Genomic DNA, 22004 nt, shown 5'->3' on the forward strand with positions numbered 1-22004 from the left:
CATCGAGGTGGAAAGGTGCTTTTCTTGCGCCGGAAAACTTCCTGGCGCAGGCACTTTGTTTTGTCTTGATCTCCCGTTCAGTGTATTCCTGAGTCAGCGATAAGTGATTGCGTTGTATGCGCTGTTTTCGCTATTCTCGGAAAGATTCTTGCTCTAAATGGAGTGATTTTGAACACATTGGACAAATTTGACGTAGCCATCCTTGCGCAGCTCCAGGCGGATGCGCGTTTGACCAACGCCGAGTTGGCGCAGCGCGTGGGCCTGTCGGCCGCGCCTTGCTGGCGGCGCGTGCGCGCGCTCGAGGAGGCGGGCTTCATCAAGGGCTACCACGCCGAGATCGACCGCCACAAGATAGGCCTGGGCGTGCTGGCCTTCGTGCGCCTGGACGCGGTGCGCACTTCGGGGCCGCTGACGCTCGAGACCGAGGAGGCGATACGCAAGATTCCCGAAGTGGTGTCCTGCCACTACATCAGCGGCTCGGGCACGTTCGAGCTGCAGGTCGTGACGCGCGACCTCGACAGTTTCGCGCAGTTCGCGCGCAACGTGCTGCTCAACCTGCCCAACGTCAAGGACGTGCACACCAGCTTTTCGCTGGGCGAAATCAAGGCCAGCGCCGCGCTGCCGCTCGAGCATCTGCTGCGTCCGGCGCCGGGAAATAGCTATGCTCGTTAAATAGGTATCGACAGCGTGCGGGGGAGTGCATCAGCCCATGAAACTGGCGTGTCCCAGCAAGGGGGCAGCGAGCAAGGGCCGCCCCGCAGCGAGGCTGCCGTCCCCCTCCACCGAAGGTTGAGAGGGGGAAGCGGCGTAAGCCGCTCAGGGGGTGCTTTTCAATTTCAAGCAAAATCACGTCCACATGCCAGACGAGATATCGCCCCAATCGCCCCCATCGCCCTCCGCCCGTGTATCGCCGCCAGGCGAGGGCGCCCGCCCACCTTCCCCGGCGGGCCGCCCGCCCGCAGGGGGATTGCTCGAAGATCCTTCGGGCATGGCCGATACGGACCGGGCCAGCGCCCAGGCCGCGGCCAGCCAGGCCGCGCAGCACAAGGCGTCCCAGGCGGTCTGGGCACCGCTGAGCCAGCCCACGTTCCGCATGCTGTGGCTGGTCTGGGTCGCGGCCAATACCTGCATGTGGATGAACGACGTCGCCGCCGCCTGGCTGATGACTTCGCTGACCACTTCTCCGGTGCTGGTGGCGCTGGTGCAGTCTGCGTCCACGCTGCCGGTGTTCCTGCTGGGCCTGCCCAGCGGCGCACTGGCCGACATTCTCGATCGGCGGCGCTACTTCATCGTCACCCAGTTCTGGGTCGCGGCCGTCGCCGTGGTGCTGTGCCTGGCCGTGCTGTCAGGCTACATGACGCCTTATCTGCTGCTGGCCCTGACCTTTGCCAACGGCATAGGCCTGGCGATGCGCTGGCCGGTGTTCTCGGCGCTGATTCCCGAACTGGTGTCCAAGCAGCAACTGCCGTCGGCGATGGCGCTCAACGCCGTGGCGATGAATGCCTCGCGCATCATCGGCCCGCTGGTCGCGGGCGCGATCATCGCGAGCCTGGGCAGCGCCTGGGTGTTCGTGCTCAATGCGACGCTGTCGGTGATTTCGGCGCTGGTGCTGATCCGCTGGAAGCGCCAGCACACCGACAGCCCGCTGGGCCGAGAACGCCTGCCCAGCGCGATGCGCGTGGGCCTGCAGTTCGTGCGCGAGTCGCCGCGCATGCGCGCCGTGCTGCTGCGCACCATCTGCTTCTTCTTCCAGACCACGGCCATCATGGCGCTGATGCCGCTGGTCGCCCAGCGTCTGCATGTCGGCGAGGAGGGCGGGGCGGCGACGTTCACGCTGCTGCTGGCCTCGATGGGCGCGGGCGCGATCATCGGCGCCACATTGCTGCCGCGGCTGCGCCAGGCGCTGCCGCGCGAGAAACTGATACTCACGGGCGTCAGCGTGCAGGCGCTGGCGACCATCACCGTGGCGCTGGCGCCGCATCTGGCCGTGGCCGTGGCGGCGATGCTGCTGGCCGGCATGGCGCTGATCTCGACCGCCAATACGCTGGGCGTCGCGGCGCAGATGTCGCTGCCCAACTGGGTGCGCGCGCGCGGCATGTCGATCTACCAGATGTCCATCATGGGCGGCACGGCGCTGGGCGCGGCGCTTTGGGGCCAGGTGGCGTCCATTACTTCGGTCTCGACCAGCCTGATCATCGCGGCCTTCAGCGGCGTGATCGCGATGCTGCTGGTGCAGCGCCTTTCTTCCGACCGGCAGATCGAGGAAGATCTGAGCCCGTCCAAGGCCTTCAAGGCGCCCGAAGCGACCATGGCTCCCGAAGCCGGGCGCGTGGTCGTGACCATCGAATACATCATCCAGCCCGCGCAGACCAAGGAGTTCCGCCAGCTGATGCAGGAAAGCCGGCGCAGTCGCATGCGCCAGGGCGCCTTGGGCTGGACGCTGCTGCACAGCATGAGTCAGCCCGAGCGCTTCGTCGAGCAGATCATCGACGAATCCTGGACCGAGCACCTGCGCCGCTTCGACCGCGTCACGGCCTATGACGTCTCGCTGCGCGACCGCAAGCTGGCCTTCCATGTGGGCGAAGGGCCGCCGCGCGTCACGCGCTATTTCGCCGAATCCTCATAGGTCGCCCGACGCTCCACTGCCTGGGTTGGTATGCGAGGGTGGTGAGATCGTACCGACCACTTCCACATCGCTGATGTCGCTGTCGGAGTCTGTCCAGTAGGTCTCCTGGCTGCGGGCCAGCGCCTGCGGGTACTCGGCGTCGTGCCGGTCCGACGCGCGCTGCATGGGCGGCAGGACCGCAGGCAGCCGCGTCAGCGGCGGCAAAGCGCTTTGGGGCACGTTCCCGGTGGTGGCCGCGGGCCGTGACTGGTGTGCGAGCCAGGCATTGTCGAATGCCGCGGACAGCGACGGCCTCTGCACCTGGTCGATATCCGGCTGGAAGCTGCTGGGCTCCTCCTCGTCCTGCGGCAAGGGAATCCGCATGATCTGGTGGATGCTGTCGAACTCCGGCGTCACATGCCGCAGCAGCACCGGGCTGCTGTCGGGGCTGGACAGCAGCAATTCCGGGGCAGAGGACAGCTCGTTCGGAAGACCCACCGTGCCCTCCAGGCTGGTCAGCGGCGAGCCGGCAATCTCGCGCAGGCCGCCCGGCAGCGCCGGCGGGTGCAGCTGCTGGCCATCGTTGGATGCCCGCGGGGTCGATTCCTCGATGTCGATGTGAAGCGCCGGCAGCTGGGGCTGGCTGGGTGCCGGCGGCAATGGTGCGGGCGGCATGCGCGGCGCGTACAACAATTCCACCGGTCCAGGGTCGGGCTGGTTTGCCAGATCGTCCTCGGATTCCAGGCTGTCGTCGGGGAGCGAGAGCGGAGGGGATGGGGTGGTGTCTTTGCTGGGATCTGTTGGCATGTGGATAAAGTGCAGTGAAGGAATGAAGAGCCTGCGTCCGGCAGCTTGCATTTTTCCTGCAGGCCGCATGCCCGCACCGTCGGCAGCGTGCGCTGCCCGAAGTCGGCGCAGGAAGTGCGCCATTGTAGTATTTATCCTATCGATAATCAAATATAGATAGAATTTAGCTATAAACCGGGGCTGCCGGCGTGGCGCCGGCAGCCGCTATCAGCGGTTGGCGCCCGGCGTCAGATGGCGTGGCCAGAAGGTCCACAGCCGCAGCGTCTGCTTGAGCCGTCCGGCGATCTCGCCGGCTTCCACGCCCCAGCCGGTGAAGTAGTCGGCGCGCACCGCGCCCAGGATGGCGCTGCCCGTGTCCTGGGCAAACACCATGCGGTTGAGGGCCACCGTGGGGCCTGGCGTCGACAACCAGACCGGCGTGCCATAGGGAATGCTCTGGCGGTCCACGGCGATCGAGCGGCCGGGCGTCAGCGGCACGCCCAGCGCGCCCTTGGGGCCGAATTCGGCGTCCAGGCCTTCGAGCGCTTCCTCGCGGAAGAACACATAGCGCGGGTTGCTCCACAGCATTTCGTTGACGCGCGCCGGGTTGGCCGCGATCCAGGCGCTGATGCCTGGCCAGGTCGCGTCGCGCACCAGGTTCTGGTCGAGCAGCCAGCGGCCCACGCTCTTGTAGGGTTGGTCGTTGGTGCCCGCATAAGCCACGCGCACCAGGCGCACCTGGCCGTTGGGCTCGGTCAGGCGCAGCCGGCCCGAGCCCTGGATATGCAGTACCAGCGCGTCGACGGGATCACGCAGCCAGGCGATCGCGCGACCGGCCAGCGCGGCCTGGGCCTCGGGCAGGGTGTCGATCTGCTGGCGCGAGTACCAGGGCTTGCGCGTGCCAAAACCCGTGGGCACCTGGTACAGCGGCACGTTGTAGCCATTGCCGGGCAGGCGCGCGGCGTCGAGCTGGGGTTCGTAGTAGGCGGTCAGCAGGCCTTCCGGGCTGCCGTTGCTGGCTTCGACACGGTAGGGCTGGAACTTGGCGAGCATCCAGGCGCGCTGCTCGTCGCCGGTGGCGATGCTCAGGCGGCGCACTTCGCTGCACAGGCCGGCGAACGCCGGCGTAGGGCGCTCGCAGTTCTTCACCCAGGCATTCCAGGCCTCGTGCAGCGCGTCGCTTTCAAAGCCGGGCAGCTCGGTCCAGGGAACGGGCAGCCAGCGGCTCTTGGGAAACGTGACGGGCGCGGCCGTGATGGGCGCCGGCGTGCTCAGGGAACCCTGGGGCCGCAGCTCGGGAATGGGCGAAGGATCGACGGGCGGAAGGGCTGTGGTGGAACACGCGGCAAGCGTTCCTACAATCAACGCCATTGACGCAAGGCGCAGGAGGTTGAGATTCATGGGGCTGATTTTGCTTGAAGCGTTGCTGGCATTGATCGTTTTGATCGCTATTGTCTGGTGGACCATGTTTTCCGGGCGCAAACGCGGGGAACTTCCTGCGGCGCATTCAGAGGATGACACGCCGCCGGGACCTCCCGGGCCGAGGCCCTGACCCACGCTCCGGTTGTCGTGTCTGTCCTACGGGCGTGGGGATGAGAGGCTGATACGCTGGGCAGCAATTCGTTTTACACGAGGGCGCCTGCGTCGGCAGGTTTCCACGTGGCAGGTAGCGCCCGGATCATTTACGTGAAGGAGTTCATATGCGCAAAAATATTCTCGTGGCCGCAACGGCTGCAGTTCTGTTGATTTCAGGTTGTGCCAACACCGGTATGTCCGACACCCAGCGCCGCACGGCCACGGGTGCGGGCGTGGGTGCGCTGGCCGGCGCGGTGCTCGGCTCGGCCACGGGCGGCAAGGCCGGCACGGGCGCCCTGGTGGGCGCGGGTGTGGGCGCCCTGGGCACCTACATCTGGTCGCAGAACATGGAAAAGCAAAAGCGCGAGATGGAAGCCGCGACGCAGGGCACGGGCATTGCCGTGACGCAGACGCAGGACAACCAGCTCAAGCTCGACATTCCCAGCGACATTTCGTTCGACACCGGCCGCGCCGACATCAAGAGCAACTTCGCTCCGGTGCTTGACCGCTTCGCCGATGGCCTGCGCAACAACGTGAACACCGATGTGCGCATCGTGGGTCACACCGACAGCACGGGTTCCGACGCGATCAACAACCCGCTGTCGCTGCAGCGCGCCAACAGCACGCGCAACTACCTCACCAGCCGTGGTGTGGGCGGCACGCGCATTCAGACCGAAGGCCGCGGTTCGTATGAGCCCATCGCCTCCAACAGCACCAACGAAGGCCGGGCACGCAACCGCCGCGTCGAGATCTACGTAGGCGAACGTCCGCGTTAATCATAAGCACCCCCTGAGCGGCTTACGCCGCTTCCCCCTCTCAACCTTCGGTGGAGGGGGACGGCAGCCTCGCTGCGGGGCTGCCCTTGCTCGCTGCCCCCTTGCTGGGACGCGCCAGTTTCAGAGGCCGTGAGCGAGGCAAGTACTGAAAAACACTCTCCCCCCGACACTCCAGGGCATGGATTTCATATATCCGTGCGCAGCAGATTCGCCAGCTCGACCGCCGACTTGACCTGCATCTTGTCGAACACGCGCGAGCGGTGCACTTCCACGGTGCGCACGCTGATGTCGAGCTGGTCGGCGATCAGCTTGTTGGGAATGCCTTCGACGACCAGGCGCATCACGTCGCGTTCGCGCTCGGTCAGATCGGTCAGGCGCGAGCGCAAGGCGTCGCGTTCGCGCATGCGTGTCAGGTGCTGGTCGGAAGCCGCGAGCGCCTGCTCGATGCGGTCGACCAGCGCATTGTCGGAAAACGGCTTCTCGCAGAAGTCGAAGGCGCCGCGCTTGACGGTGTCGACCGCCGTGGGCACGTCGGCATGGCCGGTGAGAAAGATCACCGGCATGGCCGCGAGCTGGCCTTCGGCAAGCAGTTGGTTGAACAGCGCAAGGCCGCTCATGCCGGTCATGCGCATGTCGAGCAACAGGCAGCACGGGTGGCGCGCGGGCGACTGCGACTGCAGCATGTCCAGAAACGATTCGGCGCAGTCGAAGGACTCGCTGAGCAGGCGGCGCGAGCGCAGCAGCCATGCCAGGGCTTCGCGCACATCGGCATCGTCGTCCACGATGTAGACGGTGGCGTTTTGTACGGGTTCCATGGGATCAATTCTGAGGTGGAGCGGGCAGCGTAAAACTGAATACCGTACCACGCGGAAGGTTGGCACTGTGGCGCAACGTCCCTCCGTGCTGCTCGATCACGGTGCGGCACAGGCTCAGACCCAGGCCCATGCCTTCCTCGCGCGTGGTGAAGAACGGGGTGAACAGCTGATCGGACACGGCTTCATCGATGCCGCTGCCGCAGTCGATCACGGAAAATTCTAGCCAGCTCGCATGCGCGCTGGTGGTGGTCTGGCGCACGCGCAGCGTGAGCTCGCGCGGATGGGTTTCCATGCCGTCCATGGCCTGGGTACCGTTGCGCGCCAGATTGAGCAGCACCTGCTCGATCATGGTCGGGTCGCAGAGCACCGGCGGCAGGTCGTTGTCGAGTTGGGTGATGACGCGCACGCCCAGCTTGCGCGCCTGCATGCGCACCAGCGGCAGCACGGCGTCGACCAGTTCGCTCGCATGCACCAGCTCGCGCGACTGGTCGCGACGGCGCACGAAGTCGCGCACGCTCTTGATCACCCGGCCCGCGCGTTCGGCCTGGTGGGCGATGCGCTGCATCGCGGTGCGCAGGTCCTGCAATTGCTGGCGCAGCGTAGCCGGGTTGTCGCTGGCGGAGTCGTGCTGGCCGAGCATGTTGAGCGAGCCCGTGGCGTAGCTGGCGATGGTCATCAGCGGCTGGGTCAGCTCGTGGCTCAGCAGCGAGGCCATTTCGCCCACGGTCGCGAGCCGCGCCGTCGCCTGCAGGCGCTCCTGCGAAGCGCGCGACAGCTCTTCCATGCGGCGTTGCTCGCTGATGTCGAGGAAGGCGCTCATCCAGCCCGTATGCCGGCCCTGCGCGCTGATCAGCGGAGCTTCGAAGATCAGCACCGGAAAGCGCGTGCCGTCCTTGCGCATGAACACCGATTCATAGCCTTCGCGCGATGGCGGGGCCTTGCCGGCCAGGCGCTTGAGCTGGCGCTGGTGGTATTCCTCGGACAGCTCGGGCGGCCAATACGGCGCGAAGTTCAGCCCCAGCAACTCTTCGGAGGAGAAGCCCACCATGTCGCAGAACGCCGGGTTGACATAGCTGATGCGGCCCTTGAGGTCGCGCGCGCGCAGGCCGGTGATCAGCGAGTCTTCCATCGCCTTGCGAAACGCCAGCGCTTCGCCCAGGTCGCGTTCGGCGCGCAGGCGACGGCGGTTGTCGCGCACCAGAATCACCAGCACCGTGCCCAGCGCGATCGACATGGTGGTGACCAGGGCCGTGAGCACGTTGGGGAACACGCTGGGCGCGCGGTGCCAGTGGTCCAGCCGCAGCACCAGCATATTGCCCGGCAGATCGAGAATCTGCTGGGCGGTGAACACGCGCGTGCCGCGCCAGGCCGCGCCGACCAGCGCCAGCCGCGTGCCGTCGGGCTCGGTGAACGAGACTTCCTGGCTGTGTGCGAGGTTCTTGCTGACCTGGTTGACCAGAATGCTCTGCAGCGAATAGGTGGCGATGATGAAGCCGTCGACCCGGCCGCTGTGCGACAGCGGCAGGCAGACTTCCATCATTTCCGAGCCCAGGCCTTCGTTGAGCAGCTGGAAATAGCTGGGCGAATACGCAGGGCCGTTGAGCCGGCGCGCGTTGGCGCAGGTCAGCTGGGCGTGCGACTGGCTGTCGTCGCGCAGGCCCTCTTCCCATTGCATGGGCCGGTAAGGGGTTTCGGCGTACGACTGCAGGCGCACGCGCGAATCACGCCATTCGATGCGCAGGATCTCGCGCCGCACCTGCAGCACTTCGGCGGCGCGCGCGCGCCATTCCTGCGGATCGCTGGACTGGGCGCTCAGCGCCTGCAGGTCCTGCAGATTGCGATTGAGCGCGGCGCGCACGTCGGCGACCGCATTCGCGGCGTCGCGCTCGAGCCGGTCCTGCACCTGCACGGCCTCGTAGCGGCCCGCGAGCCAGACCAGCGTGATGAGCATGCTGACCACGAGCACCACCAGCACCGTCCACAGCGACCAGCGGCGCCAGGCGCTGCGCCAGCGGCGCCAGGGCCAGCGCGGCGGCGCGGGCTCGGCGCCGGTCGGCGTGCTGTCGGGGAAGCCCGGAAAGGAAATCGAGTCGGGCGGGGGCGTCGGAGCACTCATCGGCAGGGCATTACAGGATACGGTGTTGCAGGGCGGGCAGTTGCGCGCGCACATGGGCGATGTGCTGGCGGTCGAGCTGGGCCAGCGCCAGGCCGGGGCCCTGGTCGCGCACGGCCAGCACCTGGCCCCACGGGTCTACCGCCATGCTGTGGCCCCAGGTCTGGCGGCCGTTGGGGTGCAGGCCGCCCTGGGCCGGCGCGAGCACATAGGCCTGGTTCTCTATCGCCCGCGCGCGCAGCAGCACTTCCCAGTGGGCCTGGCCCGTGGTGTGGGTGAAGGCGCTGGGCACCAGCAGCAGGTCGCAGCCGCGCTGCGCATGGGCGCGGTACAGCTCGGGAAAGCGCAGGTCGTAGCAGATGCTCAGGCCCAGGCGCCAGTGTTCGCCGCTGCGGTCGGTGATGTCGAGGCGCACCGGCGTCTGCCCGGCGGCGATCACCTGGGATTCGTCGTAGCGCTCGCGGCCGTTGTCGTAGCGAAACAGGTGGATCTTGTCGTAGCGCGCCACGCATTCGCCGCCGGGCGAGAACACCAGCGTGGTGTTGCGCACATGCTGGGGGTCGTCGGCTTCGATCGGCAGCGTGCCGCCGACGATCCACAGGTCGAGCTCGCGCGCCGCGCGCGCCAGGAACTCCTGGATCGGGCCCTGGCCGAAGGCTTCCATGTAGCCTAGCTTGTCGGTGTCGCGCAAGCCCATGGCACAGAAGTACTCGGGCAGGGCCGCGAGCTCGGCGCCCGCGTCGCGCGCCTGTTGCAGCAGCTGCCAGGCGACTTCGAGGTTTTCGGCCACGTCGGGCGTGGACACCATTTGCAGGGCGGCGACTTTCATGGCGGAGTTTCTCCTCGGGGGGCGGGCGGGGTGCTGGCGCGGGGTTCGGACTTGGAGGTGATGGGGTTGACCTGGGGGTCGGACCAGGAGCCGTCGATGCGGAATTCCTTGGTGGCCGCGGCGATCAGCGGCCCGCGCAGCAGGATTTGCGCCAGAAAGCTGCTCAGGCCCACGACCGGGTTGATGGCCGTGGCGACCAGCGAGGCCGTGCCGGCGTTGATCTCGGGAACGACCACCACATGCAGGTTCTGCGTTTCGCGGTGCATGTCGGCCTCGCCTTCCATCAGCACCGCGGCATTCACGCCCTTCATCTGCAGGTTGTTGGTGCGCGCAATGCCCTGTGCGATCTGCACGTCGCCGCGCACGAAGTCGAAGCTGAAGCCTTTGCTGAACACATCGCGGAAATCGAGCGTGAGGCGCCGCGGCAGGGCCTGCAGGCTCAGCACGCCCAGCAGTTTTGCCAGACCGGGTTCGGCCTGCAGGAACTGGCCCGAGGCCATGTCGAGGTGCATCTGACCGTTGAGCGAGTGGTAGTCGGGCGCCAGCGGCGAGCCGTTCCAGGCCACCTGGCCGTCGAGCCGGCCGCGGCCGTTGCGTATCACGCCGGGCATGGAAAAGCGGCTCAGCAGCGCGCCCGTGTCGGCGATGTCCAGCGCGAAGCGCAGCGCCGTGCGCGGCTGCGCGGGCTGGCCCGGCTGCAGCGCCCAGCTGCCGCTGGCCTGGAGTTTGGCTTCGGGGCTGATGATGTTGAACTGTGTCAGCTGCCATTCGCGCAGCGCCGTGTTGCTGGGGCTTTCGCGGTTGCGCGCCTGGACTTCAAACCGCCCCATGGGCCGGCCGAACAGTTCCAGCGCTTCCACGGCGATGTCGAGCGCGGGCAGGCTGCGCGGCTGGGCCGTCAGCAGCGAGTCGACCGCGCCGGCCGCGCTTTTCGGCACCGCCAGTCGCGTCAGCCGCGCATAGACCTGGCCCGCGGGGTCGGCGGCATGGCCTTCACGGTATTCGATCTGGCCGCTGAGTTCGCGCGCCTCGACGCTCGCGTTCCACAGGCCGCCGTTGCGCGTGCCGCGCGCACTGAGCTCATGCAGCGTGCGGCCGCTGGCCGTGAAGGTCTGGGCGCTGAGCGTCGCGGTGTCCGGCAGATAGCTTTGCAATGACACGCCCGAAGCGGGCGGCGCAGCGGTTTCGGCCGCTGCCGCGGGCTCGGCCGCGGTCAGGCGCTGCAAGGCCTGCTGCCAGGCGTCGATGTCGACGGCCGCGAGCGCCACCTGGGCATGCACGCCGCGTGCCGGCATGTCGATCGCCGGCATGGGGTTGCCAATGGCCAGCGTGCCGCTGAGCACTTTCGCCGGCGAAGTGCCCGCATCGCGCAGGTAGCGCAGGCTGGCCAGCTCGCCCCATTGCAGCGCGATTTCGTCGTGCAGCGGCGGCAGATCGGTTTTGCTGGCGCTGACCGGCAAGACCGCGGACGGCGCCAGCGTGTGCGCGAAGCGCAGCGGCACGCTCGCCGTCGCCGCCTTGCCCAGCGGGCTGGGCAAATCGAGCGCCAGGCCCTGCAGGTTGCTGGTGATGGTGATTTCGGGCGTGCCGCGGCGCGCGCCCAGGTCCAGCACGTAGTCGGCCTGGCCCTGGGCGGCGCGCGCGATATCGGTCAGCATGCCCAGTTCGGGCGCCGCACGCAGCCCTTCGGCGCTGGCCGTGCCGGTGGCGCGCAGCGCCAGCGGCGACTGGCCCAGCGGCGCCGATGCGGGCAGCACCTGCAGGCCGCCTTCGAAGCGCACCGGCCCGCCTAGCGCCTGCGCCTGCACGCCCGACAGCGCAAAACCGGTGTCTGAAAACTGCACGTTGCCGCGAATCTGGCTCAGCAGCGGTACTTCGGGCATCAGCCGCAGGCTGTTGCCGGCCAGCGCGACGCTGCCCTGGACCTTGGACTGTTCGAGGTGGTCTATGGGCAGGTCCAGCTGCAGCTGCAGCTGCGCCGCGCCGCTGCCCTGGGAATGGTCGAGCAGCTGTTGCGTGAAGTCGGCCACGGGCGAGTTGGCCACAAAGCCCAGCATTTCGGCGAGTTCGCCCTGGGCGCGTGCCTTGACCTCGACGCGCGTGTGCGACAGGTTGGGAATGCGGGCCTCCACCTGCTGCAACTGCAGCCGTGGGTGGCCGGCGACGCGGCCCTGGGCGTTGCGCACCACCATAGAGGAGCGGTCGAACACCAGTTCGCCCGACAGCTGGGTCAGCGCGGGCCAGGGTTTGTCGCCCGCGGACTGCAGCGCCGTCGGCACGTAGACATAGTTCACATCATGCACATCGGCGGCAATCCGGAACTCGCCTTCGCCGTGCTCGAACGGCAGCTTTTTCAGATCGCCCTCGACCTTGAATTGCACGCGGCTGGCGCGCCCGCTTTGCACGCTGTCGCGCACATAGTGGCGCGCGTCGGCCGGGATTTCGAGCGGCAGATAGCGGTGCACGCGGCTGCCGTCGGCATTGCGCAGCGTCCCCGTGAGCGCGAGCACGCCGGGAAAGCGCGTGGCCGCGTCGCGGCCGGTATGCCAGGTCGCCTGGGCCTGGCCTTCGGCGTCGGCATTCGAAAAGCGCATGTCGCTGGCCTGGATTTCGATCTGCTCGCCCTGCAACTGCCAGCGCAGCGCTCCGCTCAGGTGGTCCAGCGGCACGACCGGCTCTTCAAACACGCCGGGCAGGCGAAGCGCGCCGCCTGTCATGCCGAGCTGGGCCGAGCCGCCCAGCTGGTTGAGCGAGAACTTCGCCTGCAGGCCTTCGACGCCGGGAACGCCCGTGCCCTTGGCCGCGGGTTGGTCGGCCAGCGCGAGGTCCTCGACTTCGCCGCTCATTTCATACTGCAGCGGCTTGTCGATGGGCCCGCGCCAGCTGGCCTGCAGCGCCTTGACCCGGCCGCGCGGCGCCAGCGCCTGCAGCCGGTCGCGCGCGGCATCGGCGATGGGCAGGCGGCTCGCGAGCTGGGCGGCTATTCCCAGGTCGAATTGCTCGAAGCGCAGCTCGCCTTGCTCGCCCAGCGCGCCGAGTTCGGCGGCCGCGGCATCGGCCTGGCTGTGGCGCAGCGAGAACTGGCTGGCGGGCCAGCGCAGGCCGTCGCCGGTCTCGAAGGCCAGTGACTGGCCGTTGAGCGCATAACCGCCGGGCAGGCGCGCGACGATCAGCCGCCCCTGCAGCGCGCGCAGCGCGAGCGGCGGCAAATCGGGCCGCAGCCGGGTTTCGACCGCGCTGAGCACCAGATCGGTCGTGACCTGCTGGATTTGCCCGCGCTGCACGTCGACCCAGGCGCGCAGCGCGCCGCGGCCCTGGGAGACGCTCGCGCCCTGCAAATCGATGTATTGGCCCAGGCGCGCGACGTCGAGCTGTGCGAAGTCGGCGTAGGCCTGGCCGTTCCAGCGCCGCCAGTTGCCCGCGTGGGTCGACAGCAGCGGTTGGCGGAACTGCGCGGACAGCGTGAAACGCGCGCCCCATTCGCTGTCGGGCGTGGCATCGAGCCGCACCTGGTGGCGCCAGCCCTTGTTGCGCACCACGAGATCGAGGTTTTTCAGCGACAGCGGCGGCGCCTGGCGCAGTTCATCGGTCCAGCGCAGCTGGCCGCCGCGGATCGCGATCTCGGTCTGGGAGAACAGCCAGTCGGCGCCCTGACTGTCGCCGTCGCTGGCCGCGGGCAAGGGCAGGCCCGCAATCCACAGCTGGCCTGCGCGGTCGCGCCGCGCCTCCAGCAGCGGGGCCTCGATGTAAAGCTGCTCCACACCGAAGCGCAGCAGCGAGCGCGGCGACACCGCCACCACCACCCGCGGCAGCTCCAGCGCCGGCTGGCCGCGCGCATCGAGCAGCGCCACCTGGCCCAGCTCCATGACCGGCATCAGGCCTTCGCTGCGCGCCGTGATCGAGCCTATGCGCACGGGTACCCCCAGGGTGCGCGCGGCCAGGCTTTCGAGCTGCGGACGGTACTCGCTGATTCGCGGCACAATGAATCCATGGAGCACCCCCCACACGGTGGCAAGCAGCAGCCAGAAGGCCAGCAGCAAGCCCAGTGACCACCGCGCGACGCCGGCCATCCAATGGAGCAGGCGTGAGGGGTGCGGTTGAGGTTCGATCATTGGTGGGCAGGTCAGTGCCAGGAATTATGACCCGCTGGGGACCGCAAAGGTGCGGATCCCGGGGGATCAGAGGGTTGGCAGCCGGTCCATCGTTATTCCTGTATTGCGCATGCAGACCGTTGACTATTCTCCTTCCGAGCTCGCCCCCGAGGCCCACTCCCGCCTCGAGCACTCCCGTTTTTACCAACGTTTACACCGACGTTATGCCGAGGAACTAGGGCTTTTCCCCGAAGGCGTGCCGCAGCGCGCGGGCATGGAACAGGCGCTCGACGCCTTGTTCCGCCAGGGGCTGGACCTGTCGGCCGCGCTGCGCGTGCTGCGTCAACTGGTGATGGAACGGCTGCTGCAGCTCGACTGCGCGCAGCAGGCGCCGCTGGCGGTGATCACCCAGGCCGTGACCCAGCTGGCCGAAGTGGCGCTGGACCGGGCCTGCATCCAGGTGCGGGCCGATCTCGACAGCCGCCATGGCGCGCCCACGGGCCCCGAAGGCCAGCCGGTGCAGCTGTGGATCATCGGCATGGGCAAGTTCGGTGCGCGCGAGCTCAACGTGTCCAGCGACATCGACCTGATCTATGTCTATGAGCACGAAGGCGACACCGCGGGCCTGCCCGACGGCCGCGGGCGTCTGTCCAATCACGAATATTTCGGCCGCGCGGTCAAGGGCATCTATGCGCTGATCGGCGAAGTCACCGAACACGGCTTCGTGTTCCGCGTCGACCTGGCGCTGCGGCCCAACGGCAATTCCGGACCGCCGGCGGTGTCGCTGGCCGCGCTCGAGGAGTACCTGCAGACCCAGGGCCGTGAGTGGGAGCGTTTCGCCTGGCTCAAGAGCCGCGTGGTCGCGCCGCGCGACAGTCTGCGCTCGCCCGAAGTGCAGGCGCTGCGCGGCGTGGTGCTGCCTTTCGTGTTTCGCCGTTACCTCGACTACAGCGTGTTCGACGCGCTGCGCTCGCTGCACCGCCAGATCCGCGAACACGCGGCCAAGCGCAGCGCCGGTCATCCGGGCCGCGCCAACGACGTCAAGCTGTCGCGCGGCGGCATCCGTGAAATCGAATTCACCGTGCAGCTGCTGCAGGTGGTGCGCGGCGGACAGTTTCCCGAACTGCGCTGCCGGCCCACGCTGGAGGCCCTGCAGCGCCTGGCGCGCTCGGGCCTGATGTCGGCCGAAACCGCCGAAGCGCTGACCCAGGCCTATACCTTTTTGCGCCAGGTCGAGCACCGCATCCAGTACCTCGACGACCAGCAGACCCATGTGTTGCCCACGCGCGACGACGATTTGCTGTGGATCGCCCAGACCATGGGCTATCCCGACTGCAGCCGCTTCCTGCACCAGCTCGACGCCCACCGCGAGCTGGTCGCCGAAGAGTTCGACACGCTGCTCGGCGGCAATGCGCCGCCGCAGTGCAGCAACGGCCAGTGCAGCGGCCCGCGCTCGCTGACCGTGGCCACGCCGCAGGAAATCGAAGACCTGTTGACGCAGATGCCGCCCCAGCTGTCGGCGCGCGTCGCCGAGTGGCGCGACCACCCGCGCGTCACCAGCCTGCGCGAGGAAACCCGCGCGCGGCTGTTCCGCCTGGTGCAGCGCACCGCGCAGTGGGTCGCCGACGGCAGCGTCGGCGAGGACGCCGCCGTGCGCCTGATCAACTGGCTGGAGCCGCTGCTGCGGCGCGAAAGCTATCTGGCGCTGCTGCTCGAGCGGCCCGCCGTGCACGAGCGGCTGCTGCACCTGCTGGGCGCGGCGCGCTGGCCGGCGCGCTATCTGCTGCAGCACCCGGGCGTGATCGACGAGCTGGCCAGCGATGCCTTGCTGACCGACCGCTTCGTCGCCGCCGATTTCGAGCGCGAACTCGCGCTGCGCCTGACCTCGCTGCAGACCACGGGCGAAGACGATGACGAAACCCTGCTCAATTTGCTGCGTCGTGCCCACCATGCGGAAATCTTCCGCACGCTGGCGCGCGATGTCGAAGGCCGGATCACGGTCGAGCAGGTCGCCGACGACCTGAGCGCGTTGGCCGACAGCGTGCTGCGCGTCACCGGCCAATGGTGCTGGTCGCGCCTCAAAGGCCGTCACCGCGAGGAGCCACAGTTCGGCATCATTGGCTACGGCAAGCTCGGCGGCAAGGAGCTGGGCTATGGCAGCGACCTCGACATCGTGTTTGTCTTCGACGACGACGACGAGCGCGCCCCCGAGGTCTATGCGGCCTTCGTGCGCAAGCTGATCAACTGGCTCACCGTGAAGACCGGCGAAGGCGACCTGTTCGAGATAGACACCGCGCTGCGCCCCAACGGCAGCTCGGGCCTGCTGGTCACGGGTTTCGACGCCTATGCGAAATACCAGCAGCAGCGCGGCAGCAATACCGCCTGGACCTGGGAACACCAGGCCATGACGCGCGCGCGCTTCGTGCTGGGCAGCGATTCCCTGCGCGAGCGTTTCGACGCGGTGCGCGAAGCCGTGATTTCCGCGCCGCGCAACCCCGAGCTGCTGCGCGCCGAAATCGTCGCCATGCGCGCGCGGGTGCGTGCCGCCCATCCGGTGCGCGGCCAGTTGTTCGACGTCAAGCACAGCCCCGGGGGCATGGTCGATGCGGAGTTCGCCGTGCAGTATCTGGTGCTGCTGTGCTCGCGCGAGCATCCGCAGCTGTTGATCAACATCGGCAACATCACGCTGCTGCGGCACGCCGAGGCCGCGGGCCTGCTGCCGCCTGGCGTCGGCCTGGCCGCGGCCGACGCCTACCGCGCGCTGCGCCGCATCCAGCACAAGGCGCGACTCGATGAATCCACCGGTCAGGTCGACCTGCAGACGGCCGTGGCCCATCGCGATGCGGTGCTGGTCCTGTGGCGCGCGGTGTTCGGCACGGCCGACAGCGGCGATCTGGCGCCCGGGCTCACCGCCCATATTTGAAAACAAACGTTAAATCGTCGGCAGTTACCTTACTGCCGCCCTTTCTTTGGGCGTCTCCTTGCCGCCTTTGGGCGACTCTCAGTCCAGGCATAGGAGGCACTGGGTCGGCGTGAGGAAGCCAGAAAAGTATTAGCGTTTGGTTACAGTTTTTGGGCTGCGTTGGTTTGAACTTTGGCGCAGACTTATCCTCAATCACTATGACGGTGCACGGGTGTATGCCCGGTGCAACAAACCTTTTACTGTTGCGAAGCCTTCGAGGACGCGATCCTTGAAGCCCCCCTGAAGCGCTTCTCCTCCCTCCCTCTCTTTATTCGTTTCGGGATGCTTCGCAACTTTTTTCTTCCATGAAAAATGGCCTCCGCAAGGAGGCCATTTTTTTGCTTTGGCGCGGGTTCAGGCCACGGGCACGGTGTCCTTGAAGCTCACGCGCTGGGCCAGCTTGTCGGCCAGTCGTGCGAGGTTGGGATGGTCTTCGCGCCATGTGAGCTGCGGGAAGCGGAACGCCAGCCAGCCGAGCGCGCAGCCCGTGGCGATGTCGGCCAGCGTCATGTGGATGCCGCAGCAAAACGGCTTGTCGCCCAGGGCCTTCGACATCGCCTGCAGGCTCGCATCGACCTTGCCCAGCTGGCGGTCTATCCAGGCCTGGCTGCGTTCGCCGTCGCTGCGGCCGGGCCAGGTGGCTTCGAGGCGGGCGAGCACGCCGGCATCGAGCAGGCCGTCGGCCAGTGCTTCCCAGGTCTTGACGTCGGCGCGCTCGCGGCCGCTGGGCGGCAGCAGCTTGCCCACGGGCGACAGCGTATCGAGGTATTCGACGATCACGCGCGAGTCGACGAGTGCCAATTCATGGCCTTCGATCATCAGACGGGGGACCTTGCCCAGCGGGTTGCTGGCGCTGACCGCGGCGTCGGCGCCCCAGACGTTGTCGATCTCAAACTGGTAATCGAGTTTTTTCTCGGCCATCACGATGCGCACTTTGCGTACGTAGGGACTGCTGGTGGTACCGATCAATTTCATAGGGAACACTTCCATGGCGCGGGACCCGGCAAGTGCCGGCTGGATGATTCTATCGGCAGCCATGCGCGGCATGGGCTTTAGCGGCCACCTACAATTGGGGGCATGAGCCTGTCCACCATTTCCGCCCTCTCTCCGCTCGACGGCCGTTACGCCGCGAAACTCTCCGCCCTGCGCCCGATCATGAGCGAACAGGGTTACATGCACCGCCGTGTGCAGGTGGAGATTGCCTGGTTTATCGCCCTCTCCGACGCGGGATTCGAAGAATTCCAGCCGCTGTCCATCGGCGCGCGCGCATACCTGCTGGGTCTGGTGAAGAACTTCAGCGAAGCCGATGCCGAAGCCATCAAGGACATCGAAAAGACCACCAACCACGACGTCAAGGCCGTGGAGTACTGGATCAAGTCCAAGTTCGAAGCCCGTCCCGAACTCGAGAAAGCCTCTGAATTCGTGCACTTCGCCTGCACCAGCGAAGACATCAACAACACCAGCCACGCGCTGCAACTGCGCGTCGGCCGCGACATGGTCGTGCTGCCCGCGCTGGACCGCATCGTGCTCAAGCTGCGCGAAATGGCCCACCAGTACGCTGATGTGCCCATGCTCAGCCGCACCCACGGCCAGACCGCGAGCCCGACCACCGTCGGCAAGGAAATGGCCAACGTCGTGGTGCGCCTGCAAGCCGCCGTCGATCGCATCGCCAGCGTCAAGATCCTGGGCAAGATGAACGGCGCCGTGGGCAACTACAACGCCCATCTGTCCGCCTGGCCCGAATTCGACTGGGAAGCGTTCAGCAAGAAAGTCATCGAAAGCCCCGAACCCAACGGCCTGGGCCTGACTTTCCAGCCTTACTCGATCCAGATCGAGCCGCACGACTACATGGCCGAGCTGTTCGACGCCGTGGCGCGCGCCGACACCATCCTGATCGACCTGTCGCGCGACATCTGGGGCTACGTCTCGCTGGGCTACTTCAAGCAGCGCCTGAAGGCCGGCGAAATCGGTTCGTCGACCATGCCGCACAAGGTCAACCCCATCGACTTCGAGAACGCCGAAGGCAACCTGGGCCTGGCCAATGCCGTGCTCAAGCACCTGTCCGAAAAGCTGCCCGTGAGCCGCTGGCAGCGTGACCTGACCGATTCGACGGTGCTGCGCAACATCGGCGTCGCGCTGGGCTATGCCACGCTGGCCTACACCTCGCTGATGACCGGCCTGAACAAGCTCGAACTCAACGAAGAGAAGCTTGCCGAAGACCTGGACAACGCCTGGGAAGTGCTGGCTGAGCCCATCCAGACCGTCATGCGCCGTTATGGCGTGCAGGGCGCGTACGAGAAGCTCAAGGAAGTCACACGCGGCAAGACCGTGCAGGCCGAAGACCTGCACCGCCTGATCAACGGCCTGGAAATCCCCCAGGCCGACAAGGACCGTCTGCTGGCGATGACGCCCGCGTCCTACGTCGGCAAGGCCGCCGAACTCGCCCGCCGGGTTTAACAGGCGCTGCCTGGTCCGTCCATTTCTTGGGCGGCACCGCCTTGGCAGGCTCGGGACGAAGGATGAAGAGGCGTCAAGCCCACGCACTCCGTTCGCCCTAAGCCTGCCTGGGCGGGCCCGTCGAAGGGCGTTTTAGGGCGTAACTGACGCAGTCAGCTGCAGCTCCTGCTTTTGATTCCCTTGTGGAATCTTTTCTTTTTTCCGAGCTCCCCGCCCATGGCCCTCAAATCCACCATCTTCAAGGCCAATCTCCAGATTGCCGACATCGACCACGGCTACTACGCCGACCATGCGCTGACCCTGGCCCGCCACCCCAGCGAGACCGACGACCGCATGATGGCGCGCCTGATCGCGCTGGCGCTCAACGCCCACCAGCTCAACGACCTGTGCAATGGCGATGCCACGCTGGCGTTTGGCGCCGGCCTGTCCGATCCCGAAGACCCGGATGTCTCGTTGACCGACTACACGGGCCGCAAGCGCCTGTGGATCGAAGTTGGCCAGCCCGAAGACAAGCCCATCGCCAAGGCCTGCAGCAAGTCGGACCAGGTGCTGCTGTACCCGTTCAGCCATTCGGCCGACGTCTGGTGGCGCGGCATCGAGAGCAAGTTCAGCCGCCTGCCCAAGCTGCAGGTCTGGCGCCTGCCCTCCGAAGCCGGTCCCGAACTGGCCCAGCTCGCAGAACGCAGCATGCAACTGCAGGCGACGATCCAGGAAGGCAGCATCACGCTCAGCAGCAAGCTGGGCAGCGTGGTGGTCGAGCCGATTCGCTGGAAGTAAGCCGGCCGCTCAGCGCCCCGGCCTGTTTTCTGCCGCGCGCTCCGCATAGCGGTTGAAGCGCCAGGCGTTGTTTTCGATAGTGATGCGCCGCCAGACGGTGCGTTTTTCCACCGGGTCGAACCCCGGCCACAGCTGCACTTCCTCGAAGGTGCGGCCGCAGCCTTTGCAGAGGTTGTCGCCCTGGCTGGTCGAGCAGATCGCGATGCAGGGGGTGTCGGGCGTGGTGTCGTACCAGGCGAGCCACGCGGCCTGGGCATGCGAAGGCACCTCGGCGGCGTCGACTTCGCTGGCATGGCGGAAGATCATCAGCGCATACACATCGGCCAGCGCCCGCGCCTCGGGTGCGAGCAGTACGCCGTCAGGAGACGGCTTCTTGTGGCGCCAATAGTTGATGGCTGCCTCGATGTCGGTGATGTGGATGCCTGCCATGGGGGGTGGTAACAATGCGGCCCTGGATGATAAGCGCCGTGTCATCGGCGCGACGCCGCCATGGCTTTTGGCTTGCAGGTCTCCGGCAAAAAAACAGGTTTATGCCGAAAACGTCGCCAAATGTGTTCAAATCTCGAGCTTCGAAGGGGAGTAGCTCTCATGCGGTGTTCGGCAGTGCCGGTACATCGCAGGTGCGTGGAGGTCGTCAATACGAAGCGCAAGCTTCCGGCCTCCCGGGTTCCGTGCAAAACGGTGCCGAGCAAGACCTTTGAGAGACCGGTGTGATGGTCTGTCAAAGCATTTCCCTTCGGCCCAGCTTCCTGGTTCTGGCTGTCGCAGGAAAGTGCTTGAGAGTTCGCGCATCCGCTTCCTTCCGACGCGGGGGAATCCATTCAGGGCTTGGCGCCCTTGGGTTCCTGCCGCTTTATGGCATTCGACTACGAGGTTTTTATGGATTTGGACTTCCTCACGCATACGCCGTTCTGGATTGCACTGGGACAGATCATCATCATCGACATTCTGCTCGGTGGTGATAACGCGGTGGTAATCGCACTGGCCTGCCGCAAGCTGCCGGCGGAGCAGCGCCGCAAGGGCATCATCTGGGGCACGGCGGGTGCCATCATCCTGCGCGTGATCCTGATCGCTTTCGCGATGACGCTGCTGGCACTGCCGTTCCTGAAGTTTGTCGGCGCAATCCTGCTGGTCTGGATCGGTATCAAGCTGCTTGCTCCCGATGAAGACGCGCACGACGGCATCCAGGGCAGCGACAAGCTGCTGGCCGCGATCAAGACCATCATCGTCGCTGATCTGGTGATGAGCGTCGACAACGTGATCGCCATCGCCGGTGCCGCACAAAGCTCGGGCGAACACCAGATGCTGCTGGTGACGCTGGGTCTGCTGATCTCGATCCCGATCATCGTCTGGGGCTCGCAGCTGGTCATCACGCTGATGGACCGCTTCCCCATGATCATCACGGCCGGCGGCATGCTGCTGGGCTGGATCGCCGGCGGCATGCTGGTCTCCGACCCGGTCTTCGCCAACACCGAAAAATGGCTGTGGATGCCCAAGCTCGAGCAGACCAAGGTTCTGCAGTACGGTGCCCAGGTCGTGGGTGCGCTGCTGGTGCTGGCCATCGGCAAGTACGTCGCTTCGCGCAAGCCCAAGGCCGCCCACGGCTCCGGTCACGCCTGATGTGGCAGGGTTTGCGGCAGGCTCAAGCCGGCGCCGCAAGCCTTTTTCTTGCCAAGGCAGGCCCTTCCAGGCCTGCCTTTTTCATTGGCGCAGCCAGACCGGAGTTCTCTTGAACCGCACTACCTTCATTGTCTACGTCGACGATGCGTCCCACGCATTGCCGCTGCTCACGTCGTTGGCGACCTCGTTCGAGGCGACCAATCCCCGCTGGCTGCTGGTCGCCTGCGCACCGCGCATCACCCACCGCGCAAGCAAGTGGGCCAGTCACCGCAGCCGGGAAAACTGGCGCAACCAATGGGCCGACAAGCTGTTTGCCCAGCTCGCACCCAGCCTGCAGCGACCCGAGGCGCAGGCCGATGTGACGCAGCTGCTGGCGCGCCAGCCCTTGCCTGAGTTGCTGGCCGAATTGCAGCAGACCTATGGCCAGGTGCAGGTCGTCGACGCGCGCCGCCCCAAGCGCGAAGAGCCGGCGCCGCAGCGCTGGGGTCCATCGGGCCTGATCGCGGGCATAGGCAGCCTGCTGGCGTGGACATTGGGCGAAGCCATCGCTTGATGGCAGGCCCCCCTGGATGGGGTGCGACCTGAAGCCCGCGCTGCT

General features: G+C 66.7%; 16 protein-coding genes. 8 read left to right on the forward strand and 8 right to left on the reverse strand.

The window, feature by feature from the left end:
• The first annotated feature begins 168 nt into the window (after positions 1 to 168).
• On the forward strand, positions 169 to 672 hold the full coding sequence (locus KHY18_RS05375; protein ID WP_213295184.1) for an Lrp/AsnC family transcriptional regulator: 504 nt from the start codon (positions 169 to 171) through the stop codon (positions 670 to 672).
• Positions 673 to 988: 316 nt separating this feature from the next.
• Entirely contained in the window at positions 989 to 2626 is a 1638-nt protein-coding gene (locus tag KHY18_RS05380) for an MFS transporter (protein WP_249728928.1), read from the forward strand.
• Here KHY18_RS05380 and KHY18_RS05385 read toward each other — a convergent pair.
• Both KHY18_RS05385 and mltA read right to left on the reverse strand, forming a co-directional pair.
• Positions 2621 to 3535: a hypothetical protein gene (locus KHY18_RS05385; protein WP_213295189.1), complete on the reverse strand. Its 915-nt coding sequence runs from the start codon at positions 3533 to 3535 to the stop codon at positions 2621 to 2623. The two genes, KHY18_RS05380 and KHY18_RS05385, sit on opposite strands and share 6 nt — an antisense overlap.
• A gap of 84 nt (positions 3536 to 3619) precedes the next feature.
• A complete protein-coding gene (mltA, locus tag KHY18_RS05390; protein WP_502768317.1) occupies positions 3620 to 4792 on the reverse strand; it encodes a murein transglycosylase A in 1173 nt (390 codons plus the stop codon).
• A 299-nt stretch (positions 4793 to 5091) separates the two neighbouring features.
• Between mltA and KHY18_RS05395 the strand changes: the two genes are divergently transcribed.
• Positions 5092 to 5742 (forward strand): YiaD family glycine zipper/OmpA-like lipoprotein, encoded by a 651-nt coding sequence (locus KHY18_RS05395; RefSeq protein WP_213295191.1) that lies wholly within the window; start codon positions 5092 to 5094, stop codon positions 5740 to 5742.
• A 185-nt stretch (positions 5743 to 5927) separates the two neighbouring features.
• Here KHY18_RS05395 and KHY18_RS05400 read toward each other — a convergent pair whose 3' ends face one another.
• From KHY18_RS05400 to KHY18_RS05415, 4 genes are read right to left on the reverse strand one after another with little or no spacing between them, the layout of a single operon-like run.
• Positions 5928 to 6557, reverse strand: coding sequence for a response regulator transcription factor (locus KHY18_RS05400; RefSeq protein WP_213295192.1), 630 nt, complete (start codon positions 6555 to 6557; stop codon positions 5928 to 5930).
• Positions 6558 to 6561: 4 nt separating this feature from the next.
• A complete protein-coding gene (locus KHY18_RS05405) occupies positions 6562 to 8673 on the reverse strand; it encodes a PAS domain S-box protein (RefSeq protein WP_213295193.1) in 2112 nt (703 codons plus the stop codon).
• Positions 8674 to 8683: 10 nt separating this feature from the next.
• Entirely contained in the window at positions 8684 to 9499 is an 816-nt protein-coding gene (locus tag KHY18_RS05410; protein WP_213295194.1) for a carbon-nitrogen hydrolase family protein, read from the reverse strand.
• Positions 9496 to 13611, reverse strand: coding sequence for a YhdP family protein (locus KHY18_RS05415; protein WP_213295196.1), 4116 nt, complete (start codon positions 13609 to 13611; stop codon positions 9496 to 9498). Before KHY18_RS05415 ends, KHY18_RS05410 begins: the two co-directional genes overlap by 4 nt.
• Before the next feature lie 109 nt (positions 13612 to 13720).
• Between KHY18_RS05415 and glnE the strand changes: the two genes are divergently transcribed.
• Positions 13721 to 16513, forward strand: a complete 2793-nt coding sequence (glnE, locus tag KHY18_RS05420; RefSeq protein ID WP_213295206.1) for a bifunctional [glutamate--ammonia ligase]-adenylyl-L-tyrosine phosphorylase/[glutamate--ammonia-ligase] adenylyltransferase — start codon at positions 13721 to 13723, stop codon at positions 16511 to 16513.
• A 393-nt stretch (positions 16514 to 16906) separates the two neighbouring features.
• Here glnE and KHY18_RS05425 read toward each other — a convergent pair whose 3' ends face one another.
• Positions 16907 to 17527 carry a glutathione S-transferase family protein gene (locus KHY18_RS05425; RefSeq protein WP_213295210.1) on the reverse strand — a complete coding sequence of 207 codons (621 nt, stop codon included), beginning with the start codon at positions 17525 to 17527 and terminating at the stop codon, positions 16907 to 16909.
• A gap of 102 nt (positions 17528 to 17629) precedes the next feature.
• Here KHY18_RS05425 and purB point away from each other — a divergent pair, with 102 nt between their 5' ends.
• Both purB and KHY18_RS05435 read left to right on the forward strand, forming a co-directional pair.
• Positions 17630 to 19009, forward strand: a complete 1380-nt coding sequence (gene purB / locus KHY18_RS05430) for an adenylosuccinate lyase (RefSeq protein WP_213295213.1) — start codon at positions 17630 to 17632, stop codon at positions 19007 to 19009.
• A 216-nt stretch (positions 19010 to 19225) separates the two neighbouring features.
• Positions 19226 to 19786, forward strand: coding sequence for a YaeQ family protein (locus KHY18_RS05435; protein WP_213295215.1), 561 nt, complete (start codon positions 19226 to 19228; stop codon positions 19784 to 19786).
• Positions 19787 to 19795: 9 nt separating this feature from the next.
• Here the strand turns inward: KHY18_RS05435 and KHY18_RS05440 are convergent, their stop codons facing one another.
• On the reverse strand, positions 19796 to 20215 hold the full coding sequence (locus tag KHY18_RS05440; RefSeq protein WP_213295217.1) for a DUF3717 domain-containing protein: 420 nt from the start codon (positions 20213 to 20215) through the stop codon (positions 19796 to 19798).
• Between the two features lie 450 nt (positions 20216 to 20665).
• Here KHY18_RS05440 and KHY18_RS05445 point away from each other — a divergent pair, with 450 nt between their 5' ends.
• On the forward strand, positions 20666 to 21406 hold the full coding sequence (locus tag KHY18_RS05445; RefSeq protein WP_213295218.1) for a TerC family protein: 741 nt from the start codon (positions 20666 to 20668) through the stop codon (positions 21404 to 21406).
• A gap of 109 nt (positions 21407 to 21515) precedes the next feature.
• Complete coding sequence (locus KHY18_RS05450) at positions 21516 to 21959, forward strand: hypothetical protein (RefSeq protein WP_213295222.1); 444 nt, start codon at positions 21516 to 21518, stop codon at positions 21957 to 21959.
• Positions 21960 to 22004 lie beyond the last annotated feature (45 nt).

The sequence above is a fragment of the Acidovorax sp. CCYZU-2555 genome, assembly GCF_018413525.1.
Taxonomy (GTDB): domain Bacteria; phylum Pseudomonadota; class Gammaproteobacteria; order Burkholderiales; family Burkholderiaceae_C; genus Comamonas.

Coding starts and splice junctions, on each gene's coding strand:
- KHY18_RS05400 (WP_213295192.1), bottom strand. CDS start 6,557: ATGGAACCCGTACAAAACGCCACCGTCTACATCGTGGACGACGATGCC.
- purB (WP_213295213.1), top strand. CDS start 17,630: ATGAGCCTGTCCACCATTTCCGCCCTCTCTCCGCTCGACGGCCGTTAC.
- mltA (WP_502768317.1), bottom strand. CDS start 4,792: ATGAATCTCAACCTCCTGCGCCTTGCGTCAATGGCGTTGATTGTAGGA.
- KHY18_RS05410 (WP_213295194.1), bottom strand. CDS start 9,499: ATGAAAGTCGCCGCCCTGCAAATGGTGTCCACGCCCGACGTGGCCGAA.
- KHY18_RS05380 (WP_249728928.1), top strand. CDS start 989: ATGGCCGATACGGACCGGGCCAGCGCCCAGGCCGCGGCCAGCCAGGCC.
- KHY18_RS05395 (WP_213295191.1), top strand. CDS start 5,092: ATGCGCAAAAATATTCTCGTGGCCGCAACGGCTGCAGTTCTGTTGATT.
- KHY18_RS05440 (WP_213295217.1), bottom strand. CDS start 20,215: ATGGCAGGCATCCACATCACCGACATCGAGGCAGCCATCAACTATTGG.
- KHY18_RS05405 (WP_213295193.1), bottom strand. CDS start 8,673: ATGAGTGCTCCGACGCCCCCGCCCGACTCGATTTCCTTTCCGGGCTTC.
- KHY18_RS05435 (WP_213295215.1), top strand. CDS start 19,226: ATGGCCCTCAAATCCACCATCTTCAAGGCCAATCTCCAGATTGCCGAC.
- KHY18_RS05415 (WP_213295196.1), bottom strand. CDS start 13,611: ATGATCGAACCTCAACCGCACCCCTCACGCCTGCTCCATTGGATGGCC.
- KHY18_RS05425 (WP_213295210.1), bottom strand. CDS start 17,527: ATGAAATTGATCGGTACCACCAGCAGTCCCTACGTACGCAAAGTGCGC.
- KHY18_RS05445 (WP_213295218.1), top strand. CDS start 20,666: ATGGATTTGGACTTCCTCACGCATACGCCGTTCTGGATTGCACTGGGA.
- glnE (WP_213295206.1), top strand. CDS start 13,721: ATGCAGACCGTTGACTATTCTCCTTCCGAGCTCGCCCCCGAGGCCCAC.
- KHY18_RS05385 (WP_213295189.1), bottom strand. CDS start 3,535: ATGGCGCACTTCCTGCGCCGACTTCGGGCAGCGCACGCTGCCGACGGT.